Origin of the sequence: Acidipropionibacterium jensenii, assembly GCF_005890135.1 — a bacterium.
Lineage (GTDB): Bacteria > Actinomycetota > Actinomycetes > Propionibacteriales > Propionibacteriaceae > Acidipropionibacterium > Acidipropionibacterium jensenii.
The window spans coordinates 2825302-2845909 of sequence record NZ_CP040635.1 but is presented as its reverse complement, the minus strand read 5'-3'; the positions used below and the strand labels follow the sequence as shown (position 1 = coordinate 2845909).

The window sequence follows — 20608 nt, the reverse complement described above, 5'->3', positions numbered from 1 at the left end:
GAGGAACAATGGGAGCCATGCCGACCTACCGAGACCGCGCCGTGGTGCTGCGGACCTACAAGCTCGGTGAGGCCGACCGGATCATCAGCATGCTCACCCGCGACCATGGAAAGGTGCGGGCGGTGGCGCGCGGCATCCGGCGCACCTCCAGCAAGTTCGGCGGTCGTCTGGACCCCTTCAACCGGGTCGACATCCAGCTGGTGGTCGGACGCAGCCTGGACGTCGTCGCCCAGGTGGAGACGCTGCGCTCCTACTCCGCCCCGTTGCGGACGAACTACTCTCTGTTCACCGCGGCCGAGGTGATGGTCGAGACCGCCGACCACCTCGTCCCCATCGAGAAGGAGCCCGCGCCCACCCAGTACCGGCTTCTGGCGGGTGCGCTGCGCACCCTGGGGGAGGGCACTCCCGACGGGCCGCGACCGGCGACCATGGTGCTGGACTCCTACCTCCTGCGGTCCCTGTCGGTGGCCGGATACGCACCGGATCTGGACGACTGCGTCAAGTGTGGCCGGGCCGGGGCCCGCGCCGGTTTCTCACCGAGCCTGGGCGGTGTGGTCTGCGCCGACTGCCAGCCGCCGGGCACCCCGCACCCCAATCCGGAGACCATCGAGTATATGGGCGCCCTGCTGTCCGGCGACTGGATGGCCACCCGGACCGTGGCACCGGTGCGGGTCCGGGAGGCGGCCGGTCTCGTCTCGGCCTTCGTCTCCTGGCACATGGAGCGCGGGCTGCGATCCCTTCCCTTGATGGATCGCCAGGACTGAGGCGTGCGTGGCGACGCGCTTCGGTGACGCCGTCGCGGAGATGCTGTTCAGAGATGCGGTTGTGGCGACGCATCGGCGCAGCCGCGTCGCGGTCCTGCGATCACGTCCTCGGCCCGCTGAAGCGTTCCCGCGGGAACGTCTTCACCCAGTCAACGGGAGCCTCCTTGGCCGCCCGACGGGACCTTCGAGATCAACTCGACGTGATCATCACAGCTGCCCCCACCGGGGCGCCACGAGGGACCCGAGGAGTGTCAGTCCTGCGGGGTCGGCCCTGATCATGAGCCACCGACGAGGGTCGTCCTCGTCATCGAGGGCCCAGCAGGTCAGGCCATGAGCGGCGGCGTACAGCACCGAGGAGTCGTCCAGGCTGTCTCGGGCATAGTGTTTGCGGTCCGAATGATGCAGTTCAGGCAATGCTCGTCCACTCTCGGATCGCGGCGCGGATCGCCTCGGAACGGGTGGTGATTCCCTCGGCTGCGGCCTTCGCGTCCAGGCGTACCGGAACCACCGAGCCCGGGCCGTCCCCGACGGGGGGACGGCCGCGTTGGGACGCCGGACCTCCATGCGCGATCAGACGGCCGGGGGAACCTGCGCGCCGAATGGGTCTGGGGCACCGTCAAGCCTGGATATCTCACCTCGTCTACCCGGGTCCTCGACGGTGAGCCAGTCCGTTGGGATGGGCCGGGGACCGGGGGATGGCCAACGGCATCGTCGACACCGTGACCAGAACCCTGCGGTTGGGGGCCCGCGACTACGACCAGGTGACGGGGAGGTTCACCCAGCCCGACCCGATTCTTGATCCGTCCGATCCGACCCAGTGGAATGCGCATGCCTACGGGGCCAACAACCCGGTGGACCGCCCCGACCCCGATGGTCTGATGCCGGGTAGCCCCATCTACTGTGCCGACACGTGCCAGGGCAAGGACGCCGCCTACCAGATTCACGAGTCCAACTCGCGGATCCCCTACAACAAGGCAGCCCACAAAAAGGACAACGACGCCCACTACAAGACCCAGTACTGGACCCCGGCCCGAAGTCTCTACCGCACGCCAGCCCACTCGGGCAAACAGGCTCTTCCCAGATGAGGGTGTAGCGCACGTCGCGCGGCGGGCCGGCGCGTCGGTGGCCGGATAGAGGTCGAGGTCTCCCGAGGATGAGAGCTCCTACACACTCAGCCCGAAAGACCTCGACGTGCACGATGCTACCGTCGGCGGGCGCGCTGATGCGTTCGCCAGCCCCGACCTGACTGCCTTCTGCCGCCTCGACGAACTCGGCCTCGTTGTCACCGGGCAGCGACTCGAGCCGGATCGTGCCGTATTGGCCTGCCAGGTGGTCGAGCCCGACCAGTGGTGCCGGCGCTGCGGCTGCGAAGGGAGACCACGTGACACCGTGGTCCGACGGCTTGCCCACGAACCACTGGGCTGGCGGCCCACGACGCTGGAGGTCGTCGTGCGCCGTTACCGCTGCAGCGGCTGCGGGTATGTGTGGCGCCAGGACACCACCGCCGCGGCCGAGCCCCGGGCCGAGTTGTCTCGGCGCGCTCTGCGGTGGGCGCTGGAAGGGATCGTGGTGCGCCACCTGAGCGTGGCTCGGGTCGCCGAGGGGCTCGGGGTGGCCTGGGACACCGCCCACGACGCCGTTCTGGCCGAGGGCAAGCGGGTGCTGATCGACGAGGAGCACCGCTTCGAGGGGGTGAAGGTCGTCGGGGTCGATGAGCACGTGTGGCGCCACACCCGTCGCGGCGACAGGTACGTCACCGTGATCATCGACCTCACCCCAGTGCGAGATGGCACCGGCCCGGCCCGGCTGCTGGACATGGTCGAAGGACGCTCCAAGCAGGCGTTCAAGACCTGGCTGGCCGACCGCCCGCAGGAGTGGCGCGACGGCGTGGAGGTGGTCGCGATGGACGGCTTCACCGGGTTCAGGACCGCCGCCGTCGAGGAACTGCCCGACGTGGTCACCGTGCTAGATCCCTTCCACGTCACGCGCCTCGCTGGCGAGGCGCTCGATGAGTGCCGACGGCGAGTTCAGCAGGCCATCTGTGGGCACCGCGGCCGCAAGGGCGACCCGCTCTATGCCGCCCGCCGGACCCTGTCCACCGGCGCGGACCTGCTCAACGACAAGCAGAAGGACCGACTGGACACCCTGTTCGCCGACGACGCCCACGTCGAGGTCGAGGTCACCTGGAGCGTCTACCAGCGCATGATCGCCGCCTACCGCCACGAGAACCGGCGCCACGGCCGCGAGCTGATGGCCCGGCTCATCGACTCGATCAGCACCGGCGTCCCCAAGGCCCTGGTCGAGATCAGGCTCGGCAGGACGCTGAAGAAGCGCGCCGCCGACGTCCTGGCCTACTTCGACCGGCCCAGCACCTCCAACGGGCCCACCGAGGCGATCAACGGCAGGCTCGAGCACCTGCGCGGCTCGGCGCTGGGGTTCCGCAACCTGACCAACTACATCGCCAGATCCCTGCTCGAGACCGGCGGGTTCAGACCCCGACTACACCCTGGATCCTGAAGAGCCGGTTTGCCTCCCATGATCGGGGTCAGTGGATCTCGGCGTGCGGGACGGGTAAGACGTTCACGTCGTTGAAGCTGGCCGAGCGGCGCTGTGCCGGCAATGGCGGGCATCTGAGGGTGTTGTTCCTGGCGCCGTCGATCTCGCTGGTCTCCCAGAGTCTGCGGGAGTGGCTGGCCCAGTCCCAGACCCCGATCCGTCCGTTCGTGGTGTGTTCGGACACCAAGGCCAGCCGTCAGGCCGAGGACATCACCGTCCACGACATTCCTCTGCCCACCACTGACCCCGACCGGCTGGTCGCCGAGATGGCCGCCGGTGGGCGCCGCGGCAAACAGATGACGGTGATCTTCTCGACCTACCAGTCCATCGACGTGGTGGCCCGGGCGCAGAAGCAGTCTGGGGCAGGCCCGTTCGACCTGATCCTGTGTGATGAGGCCCATCGCACCACCGGTGTCACCCTGGCCGGTGACACCGGGGAGTCGGCGTTCATCAAGGTCCACGACAACACCTATCTGCCAGCGATCAAGCGGCTCTACATGACCGCGACACCCAGGATTTATGGCACCGATGTGAAGAAGAAGGCCGATGACGCGGCCGCGGTGCTGACCTCGATGGACGACGAGGCGATGTTCGGGCCGGTGTTCCACCGCCTGGGCTTCGGACAGGCTGTGGAGCGCGGCCTGCTCTCGGACTACAAGGTGATGATCCTGGCGGTCGCCAATGACGCCATCGACCCGGACATGCAGGCCTCCCTGGCCAGTGAGGGCCATGAGATCAGCCTGGACGACGCGGCGAAGATCGTGGGTTGCTGGAACGGGCTGGCCAAACGCACCACCGACAACGACTTCGGCGACCATCCGACACCGATGCAGCGGGCGGTGGCGTTCGCCGCCAACATCAAGGCCTCCAAGGCCTTCGCCAGCGCGCTGCCCCAGGTCGTCGACCAGGCCATCACAGATGATGCCGTGTTGCAGGTCGACGCCCACCACGTCGACGGCACCATGAACGCGCTGACCCGAGGCGAGGAGCTCGCCTGGCTCAAGGCCCCTGTCCCGGAGGGGGAGTGCCGGATTCTGTCGAATGCCCGGTGCCTGGCCGAGGGTGTGGACGTGCCGGCCCTGGATGCGGTGTTGTTCCTGTCGCCGCGCAACTCCCTGGTCGACGTCGTGCAGTCGGTGGGCCGGGTGATGCGCAAAGCCCCGGGCAAGGAGTACGGCTATGTCATCCTGCCGGTGGCGATCGACGCCAGCGAGGAACCGTCGGTGGCGCTGCGTGACAACAAGCGGTTCAAGGTCGTCTGGGATGTCCTGAACGCCCTGCGGGCCCATGATGACCGGTTCGAGGCGATGATCAACACCATCGACCTGGACCACAGCACCGGCGGCAAGGTCTCCATCGACGTGTTCTCCTCCCACGGCGGCCCCGCCGACGATGACAACCGGCCAGAGGGCCAGCAGCCGGGCACCAACCCGTTCGCCGGGACCCAGCCGCTGCTGGTGGGTTCGGACCTGTGGCGCGAGGCGATCCTGGGCCGCATCGTCAAGAAGTGCGGCCAACGCGAGTACTGGGAGTCGTGGGCCGACGACGTGGTGCGCATCCACGCCAACCAGGTCCGCCGCATCACCGGCATCATCGCCAGCGCCCGCCACGCCGGGGCGCCGGTCGCCGGGCAGTTCGATGTGTTCCTGGACGGGTTGCGAGCCAACCTCAACGACTCGATCGATGCCGCTCAGGCCGTCGACATGATCTCCCAGCACCTGATCACTCGGCCCGTGTTCGAGGCGCTGTTCCCGGCGGGCTCGTTCGCCGATCGCAACCCGGTCTCGATCACGATGGGACGAATGGCCACCGCCCTGGCCGGCTACGGGCTGGCAGCAGAAACCGTGCAGCTGGACCGGTTCTACGACTCGGTGCGACGCCGTGCCGCCCAGATCCGCACACCGGAGGGCCGCCAGACCGTCATCCACCAGCTCTACGAACAGTTCTTCCGCAAGGCCTTCCCCGCCCAGTCGTCCTCACTGGGGGTGGTCTACACCCCGGTGCCGATCGTCGACTTCATCCTGCGAGCCGCCGACCAGGTGTGCCGTGACCAGTTCGGGTACGGCATCACCGATCCCGGGGTCCACGTCCAGGACCCGTTCACCGGAACCGGAACGTTCATCGTGCGGCTGTTGCAGTCGGGCATCATCGCTCCGGCGGACCTGGTCCGCAAGTATGCCGGGGAGTTGTGGGCCAACGAGTACATGCTGTTGGCCTACTACATCGCCGCAGTCAACATTGAGACCACCTACCAGGCCCTTGTCGCCGCCCAGCAGCCGGACCACCCGGTGGACTATGTGCCGTTCCCGGGGGCCACACTGACCGACACGTTCCAGATCACCGAGGACGGTGACCGGGTCGACACGAGCCTCATCCCGGTCAACAACCAGCGCATCGAGGCCCAGCTGGCGGCCCCGATCAAGGTCATCGTGGGCAATCCTCCGTACAGTGCCGGCCAGGACTCGGCCAACGACAACAACGCCAACCTGTCGTATCCGACGTTGGATGGGCGGATCGCCGCCACGTATGCGGCCCAGTCCACGGCGACGAACAAGAACAATCTGTACGACTCCTACATTCGGGCGTTCCGGTGGGCCACCGACCGCCTCGGCGACCAAGGGGTGGTCGCGTTCGTGACCAACAACGGCTGGCTGGACGGCAACACCGCCGACGGAATCCGCAAGACCTTCCAGACAGAGTTCTCCGACATCTGGGTCTACAACCTACGAGGCAACATGCGGAGGTCCGACTGGAAACAAGAGGGTGGTCAGATCTTCAAAGGTGGATCACAGACAGGAATTGCGGTCCTCATCGCTGCCAAGAATCCCCACCAGACGGGCTGCCACATCCACTACCACGGGGTGCCGGACTACCAGTCACGTGAGGACAAACTCGACGACATCACCGACGCCACCCTCACCACCACCACCTGGACCACCATCACACCCAACGACGACGGGGACTGGCTCAACCAGCGCAACCCCACCTTCCAGACCTTCATGCCGATAGCCGATGAACCACTAGCCATGTTCACCAGCCACTCAGCCGGAGTGCAGACCAACCGTGACGCGTGGTGCTACAACTTCAGCCACAAGGCCGTCGAGGCAAACATGTCCCGCATGATCGACTACTACAACCAGCAAGTCAACGAGGCCATCAGTGGAAGAGATCTCAGTAACGATCCGACCCAGATCAGCTGGAGCAGGAACATCCGACGCATGGCGGAAAAGGGGCGGTCACAGGCGTACGACCCAAGCCACCTGCGGACAGAAGCAATTTACCGACCGTTCACAAAGGAAGCGGTTTACTTCGATCCAGTCTTTAACTCAGTTCCCGGAAAGAACGCGGCATACTTCCCCACCCCCACACACGACAACATCGGCATCGCAGTAATTGCGCCACGTCCAGGAACAGAGTTCGTGGCACTCGCGACGGACCAACTGCCAGATCTTTCTCTCTTCACCTATATGGCGCAGTTCTTCCCTCGCTGGACCTATGAGCGGGCCGATAGTGGCGACCAGGACGTCCTGCCTGCCCCTGGCGATACCGTCGACGAGTACGGATACCGGCGAGTCGACAACATCACCGACCAAGCCCTCAAGGCCTACCGGGATGCGTTCGGGCTCCAGGTGTCCAAGGACGACATCTTCTACTACGTCTACGCCGTCCTCCACTCACAGCAGTACCGCACCGCGTTCGCCGCAGACCTGAAACGGATGCTGCCCCGCATCCCGCTGGCAGGCTCCCGAGACGACTTCGACGAATTCGTCGCGGCCGGCCGCAAACTCGCCAACCTCCACATCGGCTACGAGACCGTCGAGCCCTACCCGCTGTCAGAACAGCACAGCGACGACACCACCGGTCCCGAGGCCTACCGGGTGCAAAAGATGCGGTGGAAGGACAAGACGACCAAGAAAACCCTCATCTACAACAGTCACATCACCCTCGACGACATCCCCGAAGCAGCTAGTCAGTACATGCTCGGCTCCAGATCGGCGCTGGAGTGGCTCATCGACCGCTACCAGGTCAAGCCTGACAAGACCTCAGGCATCGTCAACGACCCCAATCAGTGGGCCGACGAACACCACGCCCCCCGCTACATCATCGACCTCATCAAACGCGTCACCCGAGTCTCGGTCGACACGATGCGCATCGTGAGCTCGCTGCCGAAACTCCCGCTGTGACCTCTCCTGAGCCGTTGGATCCGTGGAATCAGGTGGATGTGTCGGGCTGGGGCCTGCACGGAAGGGAGAGCATCCGATGAACTCGGCATCGAAGACTGGCGGGATAGACCTCACCTCGCTGGAAAAATCATGGATGAATCTCGAGAAATGTTACGAAAAGGTTCGCCGCGTGGATAGTAATTATCGTGCCGGCGTGGTTTTCACGAAGCGGAGATTTGAGGAGGCCTCTGACCCCGGTGAGCGACTATACTTTCAAGCGGCGGGATTGTTAGCGGTTGCGTATGATCACCAGCAGGCACTCCAAGATATGATGAGAAGTGCGATACACCCCTTTTCTGTGTGGAGTCTGATCAGGCCAGCATTTGAGGCTGCTTTTCATGTCGTATGGATTCTTGACCCTGATGACTCTCAAGAGAGGATGCGTAGAGGGCTGAGGCTGGCCGGGGATGAGCTTAGATCACGGAAAGCTCGAGATAAAGCCGGAAAGAAGGTCATGGGGGGCCAGAGGAACAAGGACGTCCAGAGAAGGGAAAGAAGAAACCAAGAGTTAGGCAAGAAGTTTGAAAAGGAAGCCCAAGCTCTTCATATGGGTAAGAACCTCATTGGAAAAAGAGTTGATCCGGAGAAAGAGTTTCCCAAACTGGAGTCACTAAGGATCGATAAGGTCGACGGTAACTACTTCTATCTTGCATGGCGCATCCTCTCCGCGCTTCAACATGGTGATATGAATGCTGTGGCAGAGGTGTCAGATATCTCAAAGGTGATTAAGATACCCGGTGGTTGGCAAACGTCTACCACTGTAAATGACGACGTGCTCATCAGCATGATGCAGTTATCTATGTTAATGCAAATTACTGCGATCAAGCTGTACATTGGACGAACGACATCGAACTGACGATCGCTAGTTCGGCTGCTGCTCTCCCTCCCACTGGGAGGTTTGCTGGGACGTGTGGCATTTGTGGCCTCTTCACTGGAGGTATCGACCCCGGCCAGCGAGGGCGGTGTAGAGGGTCTGTCGGGAGACGTTCAAGTCCCGGGCGACCCTGGCCTTGGTCACCCCGTCGGCGATGCGCCGGCGGGCCTGCTCGATCTGGTCGGCCGACAGTTTCGGGGCCCGGTCGTAGACCCCCCGGGCTCGGGCCAGGGCGATGCCCTCGGCCTGGCGTTCCCTGATGGTGGCCCGCTCTAGTTGGGCCACCGCCCCCAGGATGGTGAGCATGAACTCCCCTTGGGGTGAGTCGGTGTTCAGGGCCGGCTGGTCGATGAACTGGATCTGGACGTCCTTGTTCTTGAGCTGGTTCACCAGGGTCAGGAGGTCGGTGGTGGAGCGGGCGAGCCGGTCGGGAGACTTCACCTTCACCACATCGCCGGAGCGCACATAGGCGAGCATGGCTTGGAGCTTGGGCCGGTCGGTGGTCCTGGCCGAGATCTTCTCGGTGAAGAGTCGATCCACCTGGCCGATGGCTTCCAGTTGTCGTGCCGGGTTCTGTGTGGCTTCGTTCGCTTGGTGGCGGGGTTTTTGCAGCGCTCCGTGGCGGTCTTGTTGCCGCGATCACGCAGGACTGGCTGCAGGTAGGTGTCGCGGTCTGAACCGAGAGGGGTGCGCCCGGTCGGGGCCGTTTGGATCGCTGCCGCTACGTCAGAGTCCGAAGGCTCCGCCGCTGACGAGGATCACGATGCCGAGGCCGATGAGAACGATGGGGAAGAGGATGTACTCCCAGCGTTCGAGCACTTCGGCGATCGGGGGGCGGGTGGCGACGAACTTTGCCAGGGCCACCAGGACCGCGACGAGCGCGAGGAAGACGATGCAGTAGGCGACTACTGCGAGAGGTTCCACGCCGAGGAAGACAGGGGTGTAGACGCCGATGTTGTCGCCGCCGTTGGCAAGGGTGACGCCTGCGACTGTCCACACGCCGACCTTCTTGCCGGCAACCTTGGCCTCGTCGTCATCGTCGTCATCGTCTCCGCGCCAGGCCTGCCATGCGGCCCAGAGGCCGAGGCCCAGAGGGATGAGACCGAAGTACGGGATGGCTGCCGAGGGCAGGAATGCTCCGGCACCGATGGTCACCAGGACCGCGGCACCGAGGATGCCGGCGAATCCGAGGTACTGGCCGGCCAGAATGCGGGCGGTAGTGCCGCGCTGGCCTGCCCCTCGCGCGAAGAAGAGGGAGAGCACGATGATGTCGTCGATGTTGGTCGCTGCGAACAGGCCCATCGCCTGCAAGACCGAGGTGAGGATCATGCGCCCTCCCCAGCTGCGTCGCATCCGGGAAGCGAGCAGGCGGGATCGATGCACGGGGCGTCTTCGTCCACTGCCAGGGTGGCATCGACCAGTGCCGTCAGCGCCTGCGCCAGGTGCGAATCGGCGATCTCATATCGTGTCCGACGACCCTCGGGCTCGGAGACGACGATCCCGCAATCGCGCAGGCATGCCAGGTGGTTGGACACGTTCGGGCGTGTCAGGTCCAGATCTCGGGCCAGTTCCGCCGGGTAAGCGGGATGGTCGAGCAGGGTCAAGATGATCCGGGATCGAGTGGGGTCGGCCAGTGCACGACCCAGGCGGTTCATCACGTCGAGACGCGAAGCAATAGTCAGCATGGACTGAACTATACAGCGCGCACTGAACACTCGGTCACAGGCGTCAGCCCAGATCGCATGCCCGTAAGGGGAACCCTCACCGGACACCACCGCTACTTATCGAGAGGAACGACGGCACGCCTGGCGGGCTGTCCCGTAAGACCCGTCCGGTGAACTGTCCGGTGAAGGGAGGCTATATGACACACTGGCGAGCATGTCCCCCTTGAAGGTCGGCTATGCCCGAGTCTCCACCGACGAGCAGGACCTGACCGCGCAGCGTGACGGACTCGCGGCGTTCGGCGTCGATCCCAAGCGCATCTACGTCGATCACGGGCTCACGGGCCGCAACGCCGACCGTGAGGGCCTGCGGCAGGCGCTGGCAGCGTGTCGGGACGGCGATACATTCGTGGTCACCAAGCTCGATCGGCTGGCGCGTTCGGTCCGTGATGCCCACCAGATCGCCGACGACCTCGCGGCGCGGGAAGTGAAGCTGAGCATCGCCGGATCGGTGTACGACCCGACCGACCCGATGGGGAAACTGTTGTTCAACGTGCTGGCGATGGTCGCCGAATTCGAAGCCGACCTCATCCGTGCCCGCACCCGCGAGGGGATGAAGGTCGCCAAGGCCAAGGGCCGGCTGCGCGGGAAGTCACCGAAACTCACCCCCCGGCAAGAAGCTCACCTCGTCCAGCTACATGCCGCCGACGAGCACACCGTGGGCGAGCTGGCCGAGCTGTTCAGCGTGGGCCGCTCCACGGTCTACCGCGCCCTTCAGCGCGCCGAGCGCGGGCGCGAGAACGCCTTGCAATAGGTGCGTCGTGGACGCTCGAGCGCGGTGGCGAATCCTCAGGCTCCACGTCGAGGACCAGGTGCCCCTCGCGCGCTTAGCTCGCGAGACCGATGTTGGGCTGCGGACCCTGGAGCGCTGGCACGCCCGCTACCGCGCCGACGGCTACGCCGGACTGGAGACCGCCTCGCGAGCGGACACCGGCTCCCGCCGCCTTCCGCCCGACCTCGTCCACCTGATCGAGGGCCTGGCACTGAGCAAGCCGCGGCCGGTCATCGCCACCATCCACCGCAAAGTCACCGGCATCTGCGCCGCCCGGAGATGGCCGGTCCCCTCCTACTCGGTGGTGTGGGACATCGTGCGGACCCTGGATCCCGGCATGGTCACCCTCGCCCTGGAGGGCGCAGCGTCCTACCGCGACAAGCACGAGCTGGTGCTACGCCGGCAAGCAGAGCTGCCCAACGCGATGTGGCAATCCGATCACACCATGCTCGACATCCTGGTGGTGGGCACCGACGGCAAGCCCGCACGGCCATGGCTGACAACGATCCTCGACGACTGCTCCCGGGCGGTCTGCGGCTACACAGTCTTCCTGGGCGCACCGTCGGCGATGAACACCGCCCTGGCGCTGCGCCAAGCGATCTGGCACAAGACCGACCCGGCCTGGCCGATGTGCGGCCTGCCCGACGTGCTCTACGTCGACCACGGCAGCGACTTCACCAGTGACCAGCTCGCCCACACCGCCGTCGACCTCCACATCCGACTGATCCACTCCACCGTCGCCCGACCCCAGGGACGGGGCAAGATCGAGCGGTTCTTCGGCACCATCAACACCGAGCTACTCGCCACCCTGCCCGGACTCATCACCGAAGGGCACCCCTGGCCGACACCGAAACTGTCCCTGGCCGCCCTCGATAGCGCCCTGGAGGCGTTCGTGGCCACCTACAACGACCGCACGCACAGCGAGCTCGGAACCTCCCCGCGCAGCGCGTGGATCGCCGATGGCTGGCTGCCCCGAATGCCCGAGAGCCTGGAAGACCTCGACAGACTGCTGTTAACCGTCGCCAAGACCCGCGTCGTGCGCCGCGATGGCATCCGCTTCCAGGGCCTGCGCTACGTCTCGCCAACTCTGGCCGGCTACGTCGGACGCTCGGTCGTGATCCGCTACGACCCCCGCGACATCACCGAGATCCGCGTCTTCGATCACGACGAATTCGTCTGCAAGGCCGTCAACCAAGAGCACCACGACCAGAAGGTCAGCCTCAAGGAGATCCAGGCCGCGCGCAACGCCCGCCGCCGGGCGCTGCGAGCCGGCATCAACGAACGCATCGCCCTCGTGGCCGCACCTACCGAGACGCCACGGATCACCGAAGCACCGGCTCCGGCGCCGAGGTCGGCGTTGAAGATCTACAAGGAGGACCTCAGGTGAGCCAGCGCTTCATCGTCACCAAGGAGCACCGCCGCTTCACCGAGTTCGCCGACGCCGTGCGCCGCGGGCACACCATCGGTTTGTGCTTCGGATCAGCCGGCGTAGGAAAGACACTCTCCGCACGCCGCTACGCACACTACGAGAAGGCTCATGACCTGCTGACCTACTGGGGGCCGCGCTCCGACAACGACGCCAAGATCTACGCCGCCTTGAACCGGAGCCGCACCGTGCTCTACACCCCCAGCGTGCTGACCACCCCGCGGACCCTGAAGGACGAGCTGACCCAAGCCATCACCCGCACCAACATGTGCATCGAGCAGCACCTCGTACCTCCCGGCACGGCCACTCCCGAGGCCTGGGGATGGCGACACGGCAGGAACTACGTGGAGCTGATCATCGTCGACGAGGCCGAACGACTGCGTCCCGCCGCGCTGGAACTGCTGCGCGATCGCTACGACCGCGACGGCATCGCCCTGATCCTGATCGGCATGCCCGGCTTGGAGAAGCAGTTCAGCCACTACCCCCAGTTCTACAGCCGAGTCGGCTTCGCCCACCAGTACCGGCCCCTGGGACAAGACGAACTGCTGTTCGTCCTCGAGCGACACTGGCGATCCCTCGGCAAGACCCTCGACCCCGACGACTTCACCGACGCCCAAGCCATCGCAGCCATCGCACGGATCACCCGCGGCAACTTCCGGCTCCTCGAACGCCTCTTCCCCCAGATCCAGCGGGTCCTGAAGATCAACGAACTCGACACCATCACCAACGACGTCATCGAAGCCGCACAGAGCACCCTGGTCATCGGTGTCACCTGACCCCGCCACGAAGCGAACGAAGAACCCCGCCATTCAGCAGACGAAGTCACAGGTCATGGGGTTGATGAGCGATCAGGTCCATCTCAGGGAGGAGTGACGGTCACTCGGCGTCTCTCAACCCTCGACCGACCTCGACGATCTGCGGATGCCGCACTGCAACCCCGGCGACGTGATCGATACTGACGGTCTTGGGGTTATCGGTCAGGACATAGGTCGGAACCCCACCGATCCGGTGCAGCGTCGCATCCAGGCAGGTGATCAGCGTCGCCAGCGTCTGGTCCCAGACCGGGATCACCACCCGGAAGCGTGACCAGGCCAGCCACGCACAGAACAGCCACGTCCGCCGCAGAACACCTTCCGGGCCCGGCACTCGCGGGCCCTCGCCCCAATCGAACTGCAGCCACAGCCCCGACTCCGTGATCCACGGCCGATACGTGCGCCGATGCCCAGCCCGCCACGCGGCCTTCACCTCGGCCACCGCCCGCCGAGTCGTCCGCTCCGTCCCCGCGAACCCCAGAGCCAGGAGCCGCTCGTGGACCACGTCTGCTCGGACCTTCCCACCTGACCGCTCGACCCACTCCTCGATCTTCGGTGAGAACGCATCAAGCATCCGCGGCCGCCGCCCCGGCCCCGTCACCGGCGCCCCAGCATCCCGCGCAGCGACATACCGCCGCACCGTTTTCGCATCCACCCCCGCGAGCACCGCTGCCGAGTGTGCACTGCCCGTCGCGTCGAACGCTTCCAGAGTTTCCATGATCTCCCTGTCAGACTTCTTCATGCGTCCCTCCGGTGGGTACCTGCTCGTGGTGGTAGAAGACCTCGAGCAAAACCCCGGAGGGACGCGCTATTGGGGACCGACACGACCTGATCCCATGGCCATAGACAGGGAGATCAACTGTCCATCAGCAGGGAAGTACGTGTCCGCCTACAGGGAGATTGGCATGTCCGCTAGCTGTACTTCCCCGTGAGGTTGTGAACACGTTCTGAGGGGGTCTGGCCGCCGATACCGGTGTGGGGTCTGTGGTGATTGTAGTGATGCAACCATTCCGTGTAGGCCGCTTCGCGTTCAGTTTCACTGGTGTAGTCGCGGGCGTAGGCCCACTCGGCGGCCAGGGACCGGTTGAACCGTTCGACCTTCCCATTGGTCTGAGGCCGGTAAGGCCGGGTCCACTTGTGACCGATCTTGGCGTCGTCGAGGACCTGGCTGAAGACCCGGGACCGGTAGCAGGCCCCGTTGTCGGTCATCACGGCCTTTACGGCGACCCCGATGGATTCGAAGAAGGTCAGAGCCCGGGTCATGAACCCCGCAGCGGTCTCCTTCTTCTCGTCGTCACAGATCTCGGAGTAGGCGACTCTGGAGTGATCGTCGACGGCGTGATGAAGATACCGGTAGCCCCGAGATGCGGGCGCGCCCGCCCGCGCGGCGCGGTCTCCTGCGGCCCGTGCCGTTCGGTCCTGGACCGATCCGCGCCCGAAGGCCCGCCAGCCGCCCCCGTCGGGGATACGGCCCTGCTTCTTGATGTCGACGTGGATCAGGTCCCCGGGGGCCTGTTTCTCGTAGCGGACAGGGTCGGGGCGGCGCACGGGCAGGCCCGTGGCCTGATCGGTGTTGGCCAGCACAGGCATGTGGTAGCGCTCCAGGACACGCCCCACGGTGGAGCGGGGAATGTGCAGGTGGTAGGCGATCCGATGAGGCCCCCACCGCCGGGTGAACCGCAGCCCGACGATCCGGTGCTCGGTGCGCCGCGACAACCGGTTGGGGCTGTGAGCCGGCCGGGAGGAGTGATCGATCAGCGGCTGGCCGGCACGATAGCGATCGGCCCAGCGTTTCGCGGTGGCCGGACTCACCTGGAAGCGCTCAGCAGCCCGTCTCAGGGGCCAGCCGTCGTCGACGATGCAGGCGGCCAGCCGGAGCCTTCCAGCGGGGGTCAGGGGTGCGTTAGCGTGGGTCACGGAGGCCTCCGGTTCCTGGATGCGTGTGTGGTAACCCACATCCTGCCGGAGGCCTCCCCCCTCAGCTCAACTGTTCACAACGTCCCGGGGAAGTACAGCTAGCACTCCTGTTGCGTCGGGTCAGACCGAGGCCGCGCCGCCACCGGCTCGCGTGCCGCCCCGCGCTTGGCAACGCCGTCAGCAGGTCGCGTGCCGCCGAGCGCGAGGCCGCCCCGTGCATGGCCGCGCCGTCAGCTGGTCGCGTGCCGCCCCGTGCGTGCCGGCACCTGCACCTGACGGGACGCATCTGTGCCCACCTCGACCGGTGGACCGAAGATTCCCGGCATGTAGGCGTGCTCACAGAGCTCTCAAGCGGGGGATCAGGCCCGGATGGGCAGCACCCGGTCGATGCCGTCGCGCTTGAACCCGGGCACATCAGGACGGGGATCGCTGCCTTCGACGGCGGTGCTGCTGTGGTCCGTGCCGCCCATCCTGCTGCGGTCCGCCACCTCTGCGCTGGGGTGGTCACCTCCGGATCCGCCTGCCTCCCCACCGCCGACGCGCTCCACGTTGGAGGCCAGGGGGATCTGGTGGGAAGCGCTCTCCAGGATGTGCATCAGGTACCCGGCGGTGTTGGGCAGGGCGATCACATCGCCCACGGCCACACCCTGCGGGAACGCGAGGCGCCGACGCAGGATCAGCTCGGCCTCGATGCAGTAGGCGCCCACCAGGAACCCCTCGAACCGTTCGCTCGCCCTGCTCTGCCCGGCACCGGCGACCGACGGATCCGTGGCATCGTCGCGTGTGCCGGTGCGCACCAGGATCGGGTCCACCAGGAAGTCGTCGGAGGTGGAGCGGCACTGGGTGCGGTTCATCTCCAGCCCCACCAGGGGCACGCCGTCGCTGGCACTGGTGCGCTGGATGACCCTCGCCAGCGTCATGCCGCAACCGTCCATCATGGAGCGGCCCGGCTCGCAGCGCAGCTGCACCCCGCGCTCTCGCAGGGCCTGCCCGGCAGTGGCACCCGGGCGGATCTCGTGGCCCAGGAACCGCTCCAGCCAGGGCCCGCGGATCACCTGCTGGTGGTAGGGGTACACCTGCCGCAGCGGTTCCCGGCGCCAGGTCAGCGGGGCGGTGGGGGCGTCCTCGCCGGCGTCGGGGGCAGCCGCGGGCCGGTCGTCGTCGGCCGCGCGAGCACCCCCGCCGAGGCCCGACTCCGGGGCCTGCCGCTCGTGGGCCTGCCAGAAGGCGTCCCACTGCTCGGCATCGTCCAGGTAGCTCATCGGGATGCCGCCGCCGATGTCCACGAACGCGCCATCCTGGGCCAGGCCGCGCTCGCGCAGCGCGTCGATCAGCTCCAGCGCCTCCCCGAGGGCGGTGGCGCGCGCGGTCGGGTCATAGCCGTGCAGGTGGAAGTGCACACCGTCCACCCGCAGCAGGTCGCCCAGGCCGCCGGAGTCGATCAGCTCGAGCCAGGCGCGGGCCGACTCCCCGAAGCGGGTGGGCGGGATCAGGTCGCTGGGCTTGGGCGCGAGGCGCAGCGCCACGGGGAACGGCTCGGGGGCACCAGAGGCCCCGTCCGCGGGGCGACCTGGTTCCGCGCTCCGGGCGCCGGTGACCTGCTCGGCGACCCTCCGGGAGGCGGCCACCTCGTCGAGGTTGTCCATCACCAGCAGTGAGCGGGACTCCAGGGCCAGGCGCAGCACCGGATCGGGCTTGATGGCCGCGGTGACCACCACGTCATGCGGCGGCACACCGGCCTCGAGCACCTGGCCCAGCTCGCGCTCGCTGCCCACGTCGACCCCCAGCCCGGCGCGATGCGCGGCACGCACCATGCCGAGGGTCTTGTTGGCCTTGCGTGCCACGAAGATCCGCAGGTCCACCCCGGAGCCCTCGGCCACCTCCGTGAGCTCTGCGGCGTTGCGCGGCAGCGCGGAAAAGTCGTGCACGTTCAGCGGGCTTCCGTAGCGCTCCAGCAGCGAGCTGCAGGTCGCAGGGTCCGCCAGCAGCTCCTGCATCCACGGCTCCAGACGAGCCGACAGCGGCGGGGTTCCCTGGCATGCCTCGCGCAGGGTGGGTTCCTCGGTCACGGCAGGTCCTCTCACTCGGGGGCGACAGCGGGGGCGGGGGCGGCAGGAACAGCTGCGTCAGCCGGCGCGGCAGGGGCGGCCGCGTCAGCGGGAGCGGCATCGTCAACGCCCGCAACCCGGTCCGCGATCCGTCGGGCCCAGCATCGGCCCTCGTGGTGCAGGTGGCGGTTCAGCGAGTCGTGGCCGATGACATGGTCCTCTGTGGGCCGCCCGAGCAGCGCGAGCCCGGCCACGGTCCGACCGTCGGGGGCGACCAGTGGCGCGTCATCGCGGCCGACGGGGGAGCCGGCCTCGTCGATCATCGCCCCCCGCCTGCCGGGCCGCACCTGCACCAGGCCGCGGTGCAGCAGCGACCCCGCCAGCTCGTCGGTGAGGTTCAGCAGACCGGGCGGGGTGAGCACCGCGTCGATCACCACGTCGACATCGCCGCCCGACGGTGCGTCGTCGTGCCGGCCGGTGGCAGTGGCGTCAACATGCCGGCCGGTGGCAGTGGCGTCGGAGCTCTCGGTCACGGGCGCGACATGGATGCTGTTGCCGTCGATGCCCGTCCCACCATCCATCCAGGACAGGTCCACCGCGCCGGAGTCGATCATCGCCAGCAGCTTGCGGGCGTTGACCAGCGGAGGGCCGAAGGCGAACCGCTCCAGCACCTGCGCGGCCTGCCGGAAGCGCGCCCACTCCTCCTCGGGGGCGTCGCTGCCGCGCAGGGCGGCGGAGACCAGGGAGTAGAGGGTCTGCCACACGCGACCCAGCGCCCAGGCCGGACCGGGCGAGCGGTGGCCCTGGGCCGTCTCGATACTGCGACGCAGCGCCGCCTCGGCGCGCCCCGCGCCGCGGGGCAGATCGGGTTCCGCACCGGTGCTCAGCGTGTGTTCGACGGCCGCGCGAGAACCAGCGACGGTGTCGCGCGCATCCCGTCCCGAGGTACTGGCGTGCTTCTTGGGCGCGGGTGTCCCCTCGAGCATGGCGGTGGCGGCATCGACCACGATCGCCAGCACCGCGTCCGGGCCCATGCCCTGGCCGGAGGTGAATCGGGCGCGGGCCTGCTCGACGGCGCGCTCGCCGGCCCCGGTCAGGGGTGATCCCGGGTCCGGCTTCGCATCCAGCAGCAGACCCTGCCGGGTGATCGGCCGAATCACGGTCGGCTCGTGCGGCCCGCGATGGTGCACCAGGCGGGCAGGGACATCCGCCTCGGTGCCGCCGCTCGCGTCGACCTCGGTGCTCTCGGTGAAGGTGCCGCCGCGGCCCTCGGTGAGGGTCAGGCAGGCGTCGATGAAGGTCAGCGCCCCGCCGCGCACCGCGACCCGGGAACCGGGTGGGACCTGCTCGGCGCTGAGCATCCGCTCAGCGGGCAGCACCGCCGGGACCAGGGGGAGGGGTGAACTCCAGTGGTGCACCAGGGCGCCCCGGTGGCCAGCGGCGTGACCGGTGGCGATCAGCACCTCGTCCACCGGGCCGACGTCCGCGGGAGCAGCGTCGGTGGTCAGATGCCAGGCGCTGCCCTCGCGCCGCAGGTCCGTCACCCGGGCCCGGGCGTGCTCCACGCGGGCATGCCGGGAGAGACCATGGATCATCTGCTGCCAGCGCTGGGCGAGGTACTCGCCGACCACCGCGCGCGGCGGGTACGGCTCGTCGGCCAGCGGCGGGTACGGGTCCTGCACCCAACTGGGGTACGCGGGGAAGTCGCCGGTGGCGGGCTCATCCAGGATCGCCGCGGTCACGTTCAGCCGCAGGTGGTGCGGCTGGCCGGAGTGGTAGGCGGCGCCCGTACCCGGCACGGCGACAGGATCGATCACCGTCACGATCAGGCCGGATGCTGCTGACGATTCGGAGGCCGCAGCTCCCGCGTCGTCGGCGGTGGCCGTGGCGGAGCCCGCAGCATCCAGCAGCGCGGTCAGTTCCTCCAGCGCGTACAGCGCCTTCGGTCCGGCACCGACGACGGCGAGCCGCAGCGGCGCATCGGCGGCCGGGCGAAGCGGTGTCTCAGCGGCTGCCATGGGCGGTGCAGTGCGGTCGTCGCGAATCGGGCGGGCAGCACCGTCGCTGCGGGCCGGATGGGCCGTGCCGGCCCGGACGGAGGGCTGCTCAGCCACGGCGGGCGGTCCTGCGCAGCTGCTCGATCCCCTCCGCGATCGCGTCCGTGTCGGCGTCGAGGTTCTCCCGCACCCACTGGTCGTCGTACACGGTCTCCAGGTAGGGAACGCCGCCGTCGTGCACCACGAACACCACGCGGGTGCCGGGCTCGAGGCTGGGGATCAGCCCGCCCAGGGCATGCACGATGCCGCCGGTGGAGCCCCCGGCCAGGATGCCCTCGCTGCGTGCCAGGTGCCGGGCGCCCACCACGCAGTCCAGGCCCTCCACGCGGATCACCTGATCGGGTTGAACCTGGCGGGACAGCTCGGTGACCACGCCCGCACCCATGCCGGGCAGGGGGCGGGGCGCGGCGGTGCCACCGAACAGAACCGAGCCCACCGCGTCGACCGCGATCGCGCGGGTGCTCATGTCGTGGTCGCGGATGTACGCGGAGCAGCCGCCGATGGTTCCGGTCGTGGACACCGCCGCCATCAGCACGTCCACCTGGTGCCCGGTGGCCTCGGCGATCTCCCGCATGGTGCCGTCGTAGTGGGCACGGGGATTGGCGGGATTGCCGTACTGGTACAGGTTCACCGCATCGGGGATCTCCTCCAGCAGCTCCTTGACCCGGTTGAAGCGGGCGGTGAGCAGGTCGCCGGTAGCTGGATCGGGCTCGGACACCAGGTCGATCTCCCCGCCGAGCGCCTGGATGGTGCGCACGGTGGTGGCGTTGGTACGGGCGTCGACCACGCACACGAACCGCACGTCGTGGGCGTTGCAGGCACGGGCCAGGGCCACGCCAAGGTTGCCGGAGGAGGACTCCACCACGGTGCCGCCGGGGGCCAGTCGCCCGGTCTGCAGGGCGTCGCGCACCATGCCCATCGCCGGCCGGTCCTTGGTGGAGCCGCCCGGGTTCACCGACTCCAGCTTCGCCAGGATCTCCACCCCGGAGTCGGGGAACAGGGAGTCCAGACGGATCAGGGGAGTGTTCCCGATGGCCTCGCTGATCCCGGCCACGATCGCGGGCACGGGGGACGCGAACCCCGCCGCGGAGACGCCCGGGCCCTCCGGGGCGTTGTCGAGGCCGACGGGGATGTCGGGTCCGCTGGTGGCCGCCTCGGTGGGGGTGGCGGGCGGCCGGTCATCCGCGGGCGTGCTGCTGGTATGCTCCCGCTGCGGGGAGCCGGAGGTGTGGGTCACCTGGCCACGCTACAACATGCAGGCCCCATGAACGGACGGCCTGCTGTGACCGAATGGTCGAGGGGGCGTGGCACCCGCATCCGGTCCCGAAGGGTGCTGGTGGCCGCCGGAGTGCGCGACGAGCTGCCTGGCATCCCGGGACCGGTCGGTCGGGTTCCTGGGTGCCCGTCGCAGGTGCGGAGCCTACGGTCGACGCATCAC

16 protein-coding genes and 1 pseudogene are annotated in these 20608 nt (G+C 67.4%); 8 read left to right on the top strand and 9 right to left on the bottom strand.

Annotation, left to right across the window (positions count from 1 at the left end):
- Positions 1–17: 17 nt before the first annotated feature.
- On the top strand, positions 18–764 hold the full coding sequence (gene recO, locus FEZ32_RS12710) for a DNA repair protein RecO (protein ID WP_097799876.1): 747 nt from the start codon (positions 18–20) through the stop codon (positions 762–764).
- Positions 765–1170: 406 nt separating this feature from the next.
- Here the strand turns inward: recO and FEZ32_RS14000 are convergent, their stop codons facing one another.
- Positions 1171–1272 carry a ribbon-helix-helix protein, CopG family gene (locus FEZ32_RS14000; protein WP_236082438.1) on the bottom strand — a complete coding sequence of 34 codons (102 nt, stop codon included), beginning with the start codon at positions 1270–1272 and terminating at the stop codon, positions 1171–1173.
- Between the two features lie 187 nt (positions 1273–1459).
- Between FEZ32_RS14000 and FEZ32_RS12700 the strand changes: the two genes are divergently transcribed.
- The 4 genes from FEZ32_RS12700 to FEZ32_RS12685 all read left to right on the top strand — a co-directional run bounded on the left by FEZ32_RS12700 (position 1460) and on the right by FEZ32_RS12685 (position 8399).
- Positions 1460–1849 carry an RHS repeat-associated core domain-containing protein gene (locus FEZ32_RS12700; protein WP_138680735.1) on the top strand — a complete coding sequence of 130 codons (390 nt, stop codon included), beginning with the start codon at positions 1460–1462 and terminating at the stop codon, positions 1847–1849.
- Positions 1850–1955: 106 nt separating this feature from the next.
- Positions 1956–3281: an ISL3-like element ISPfr3 family transposase gene (locus FEZ32_RS12695; protein ID WP_138680734.1), complete on the top strand. Its 1326-nt coding sequence runs from the start codon at positions 1956–1958 to the stop codon at positions 3279–3281.
- Positions 3230–7504 carry a type ISP restriction/modification enzyme gene (locus FEZ32_RS12690; protein WP_138680951.1) on the top strand — a complete coding sequence of 1425 codons (4275 nt, stop codon included), beginning with the start codon at positions 3230–3232 and terminating at the stop codon, positions 7502–7504. The genes FEZ32_RS12695 and FEZ32_RS12690 overlap by 52 nt, the downstream gene beginning before the upstream one ends.
- 76 nt (positions 7505–7580) lie before the next feature.
- Positions 7581–8399 carry a hypothetical protein gene (locus tag FEZ32_RS12685; protein ID WP_138680733.1) on the top strand — a complete coding sequence of 273 codons (819 nt, stop codon included), beginning with the start codon at positions 7581–7583 and terminating at the stop codon, positions 8397–8399.
- Between the two features lie 72 nt (positions 8400–8471).
- On the opposite strand, the gene FEZ32_RS12680 is transcribed toward FEZ32_RS12685, so the two are convergent.
- The 3 genes from FEZ32_RS12680 to cmtR all read right to left on the bottom strand — a co-directional run bounded on the left by FEZ32_RS12680 (position 8472) and on the right by cmtR (position 10102).
- Complete coding sequence (locus FEZ32_RS12680) at positions 8472–8957, bottom strand: recombinase family protein (protein ID WP_244937871.1); 486 nt, start codon at positions 8955–8957, stop codon at positions 8472–8474.
- A gap of 186 nt (positions 8958–9143) precedes the next feature.
- Positions 9144–9746 (bottom strand): cadmium resistance transporter, encoded by a 603-nt coding sequence (locus FEZ32_RS12675; protein WP_015070590.1) that lies wholly within the window; start codon positions 9744–9746, stop codon positions 9144–9146.
- The gene (gene cmtR, locus FEZ32_RS12670) at positions 9743–10102 is read right to left on the bottom strand and encodes a Cd(II)/Pb(II)-sensing metalloregulatory transcriptional regulator CmtR (RefSeq protein ID WP_006590980.1); all 360 of its coding nucleotides are present in this window, start codon (positions 10100–10102) and stop codon (positions 9743–9745) included. Before cmtR ends, FEZ32_RS12675 begins: the two co-directional genes overlap by 4 nt.
- 193 nt (positions 10103–10295) lie before the next feature.
- On the opposite strand from cmtR, the gene FEZ32_RS12665 reads away from it, so the two are divergent.
- The 3 genes from FEZ32_RS12665 to FEZ32_RS12655 are packed head-to-tail and all read left to right on the top strand — an operon-like array spanning position 10296 to position 13112.
- On the top strand, positions 10296–10892 hold the full coding sequence (locus tag FEZ32_RS12665) for a recombinase family protein (protein WP_010534181.1): 597 nt from the start codon (positions 10296–10298) through the stop codon (positions 10890–10892).
- Between the two features lie 7 nt (positions 10893–10899).
- Positions 10900–12297 carry a Mu transposase C-terminal domain-containing protein gene (locus tag FEZ32_RS12660; protein WP_138680731.1) on the top strand — a complete coding sequence of 466 codons (1398 nt, stop codon included), beginning with the start codon at positions 10900–10902 and terminating at the stop codon, positions 12295–12297.
- Positions 12294–13112: an AAA family ATPase gene (locus FEZ32_RS12655; RefSeq protein ID WP_010552309.1), complete on the top strand. Its 819-nt coding sequence runs from the start codon at positions 12294–12296 to the stop codon at positions 13110–13112. The genes FEZ32_RS12660 and FEZ32_RS12655 overlap by 4 nt, the downstream gene beginning before the upstream one ends.
- 121 nt (positions 13113–13233) lie before the next feature.
- On the opposite strand, the pseudogene FEZ32_RS12650 reads toward FEZ32_RS12655, so the two are convergent.
- The 5 genes and pseudogenes from FEZ32_RS12650 to sbnA all read right to left on the bottom strand — a co-directional run.
- Positions 13234–13890: pseudogene (locus tag FEZ32_RS12650) on the bottom strand (transposase); the annotation flags it as partial.
- A gap of 170 nt (positions 13891–14060) precedes the next feature.
- Entirely contained in the window at positions 14061–15065 is a 1005-nt protein-coding gene (locus tag FEZ32_RS12645; RefSeq protein WP_138679765.1) for an IS481-like element ISPfr15 family transposase, read from the bottom strand.
- A gap of 359 nt (positions 15066–15424) precedes the next feature.
- Positions 15425–17134, bottom strand: a complete 1710-nt coding sequence (locus tag FEZ32_RS12635) for a type III PLP-dependent enzyme domain-containing protein (protein ID WP_138680730.1) — start codon at positions 17132–17134, stop codon at positions 15425–15427.
- A gap of 11 nt (positions 17135–17145) precedes the next feature.
- Complete coding sequence (locus FEZ32_RS12630; protein ID WP_138680729.1) at positions 17146–19131, bottom strand: FAD/NAD(P)-binding protein; 1986 nt, start codon at positions 19129–19131, stop codon at positions 17146–17148.
- Between the two features lie 88 nt (positions 19132–19219).
- Positions 19220–20407: a 2,3-diaminopropionate biosynthesis protein SbnA gene (gene sbnA, locus FEZ32_RS12625; RefSeq protein ID WP_097798981.1), complete on the bottom strand. Its 1188-nt coding sequence runs from the start codon at positions 20405–20407 to the stop codon at positions 19220–19222.
- Between the last annotated feature and the right edge of the window lie 201 nt (positions 20408–20608).

Bases quoted from the DNA above. Each gene is read 5' to 3' on its own strand.
- recO (WP_097799876.1), top strand. From the start codon at position 18: ATGCCGACCTACCGAGACCGCGCCGTGGTGCTGCGGACCTACAAGCTC.
- FEZ32_RS12700 (WP_138680735.1), top strand. From the start codon at position 1,460: ATGGCCAACGGCATCGTCGACACCGTGACCAGAACCCTGCGGTTGGGG.
- FEZ32_RS12685 (WP_138680733.1), top strand. From the start codon at position 7,581: ATGAACTCGGCATCGAAGACTGGCGGGATAGACCTCACCTCGCTGGAA.
- FEZ32_RS12675 (WP_015070590.1), bottom strand. From the start codon at position 9,746: ATGATCCTCACCTCGGTCTTGCAGGCGATGGGCCTGTTCGCAGCGACC.
- cmtR (WP_006590980.1), bottom strand. From the start codon at position 10,102: ATGCTGACTATTGCTTCGCGTCTCGACGTGATGAACCGCCTGGGTCGT.
- FEZ32_RS12665 (WP_010534181.1), top strand. From the start codon at position 10,296: ATGTCCCCCTTGAAGGTCGGCTATGCCCGAGTCTCCACCGACGAGCAG.
- FEZ32_RS12630 (WP_138680729.1), bottom strand. From the start codon at position 19,131: ATGGCAGCCGCTGAGACACCGCTTCGCCCGGCCGCCGATGCGCCGCTG.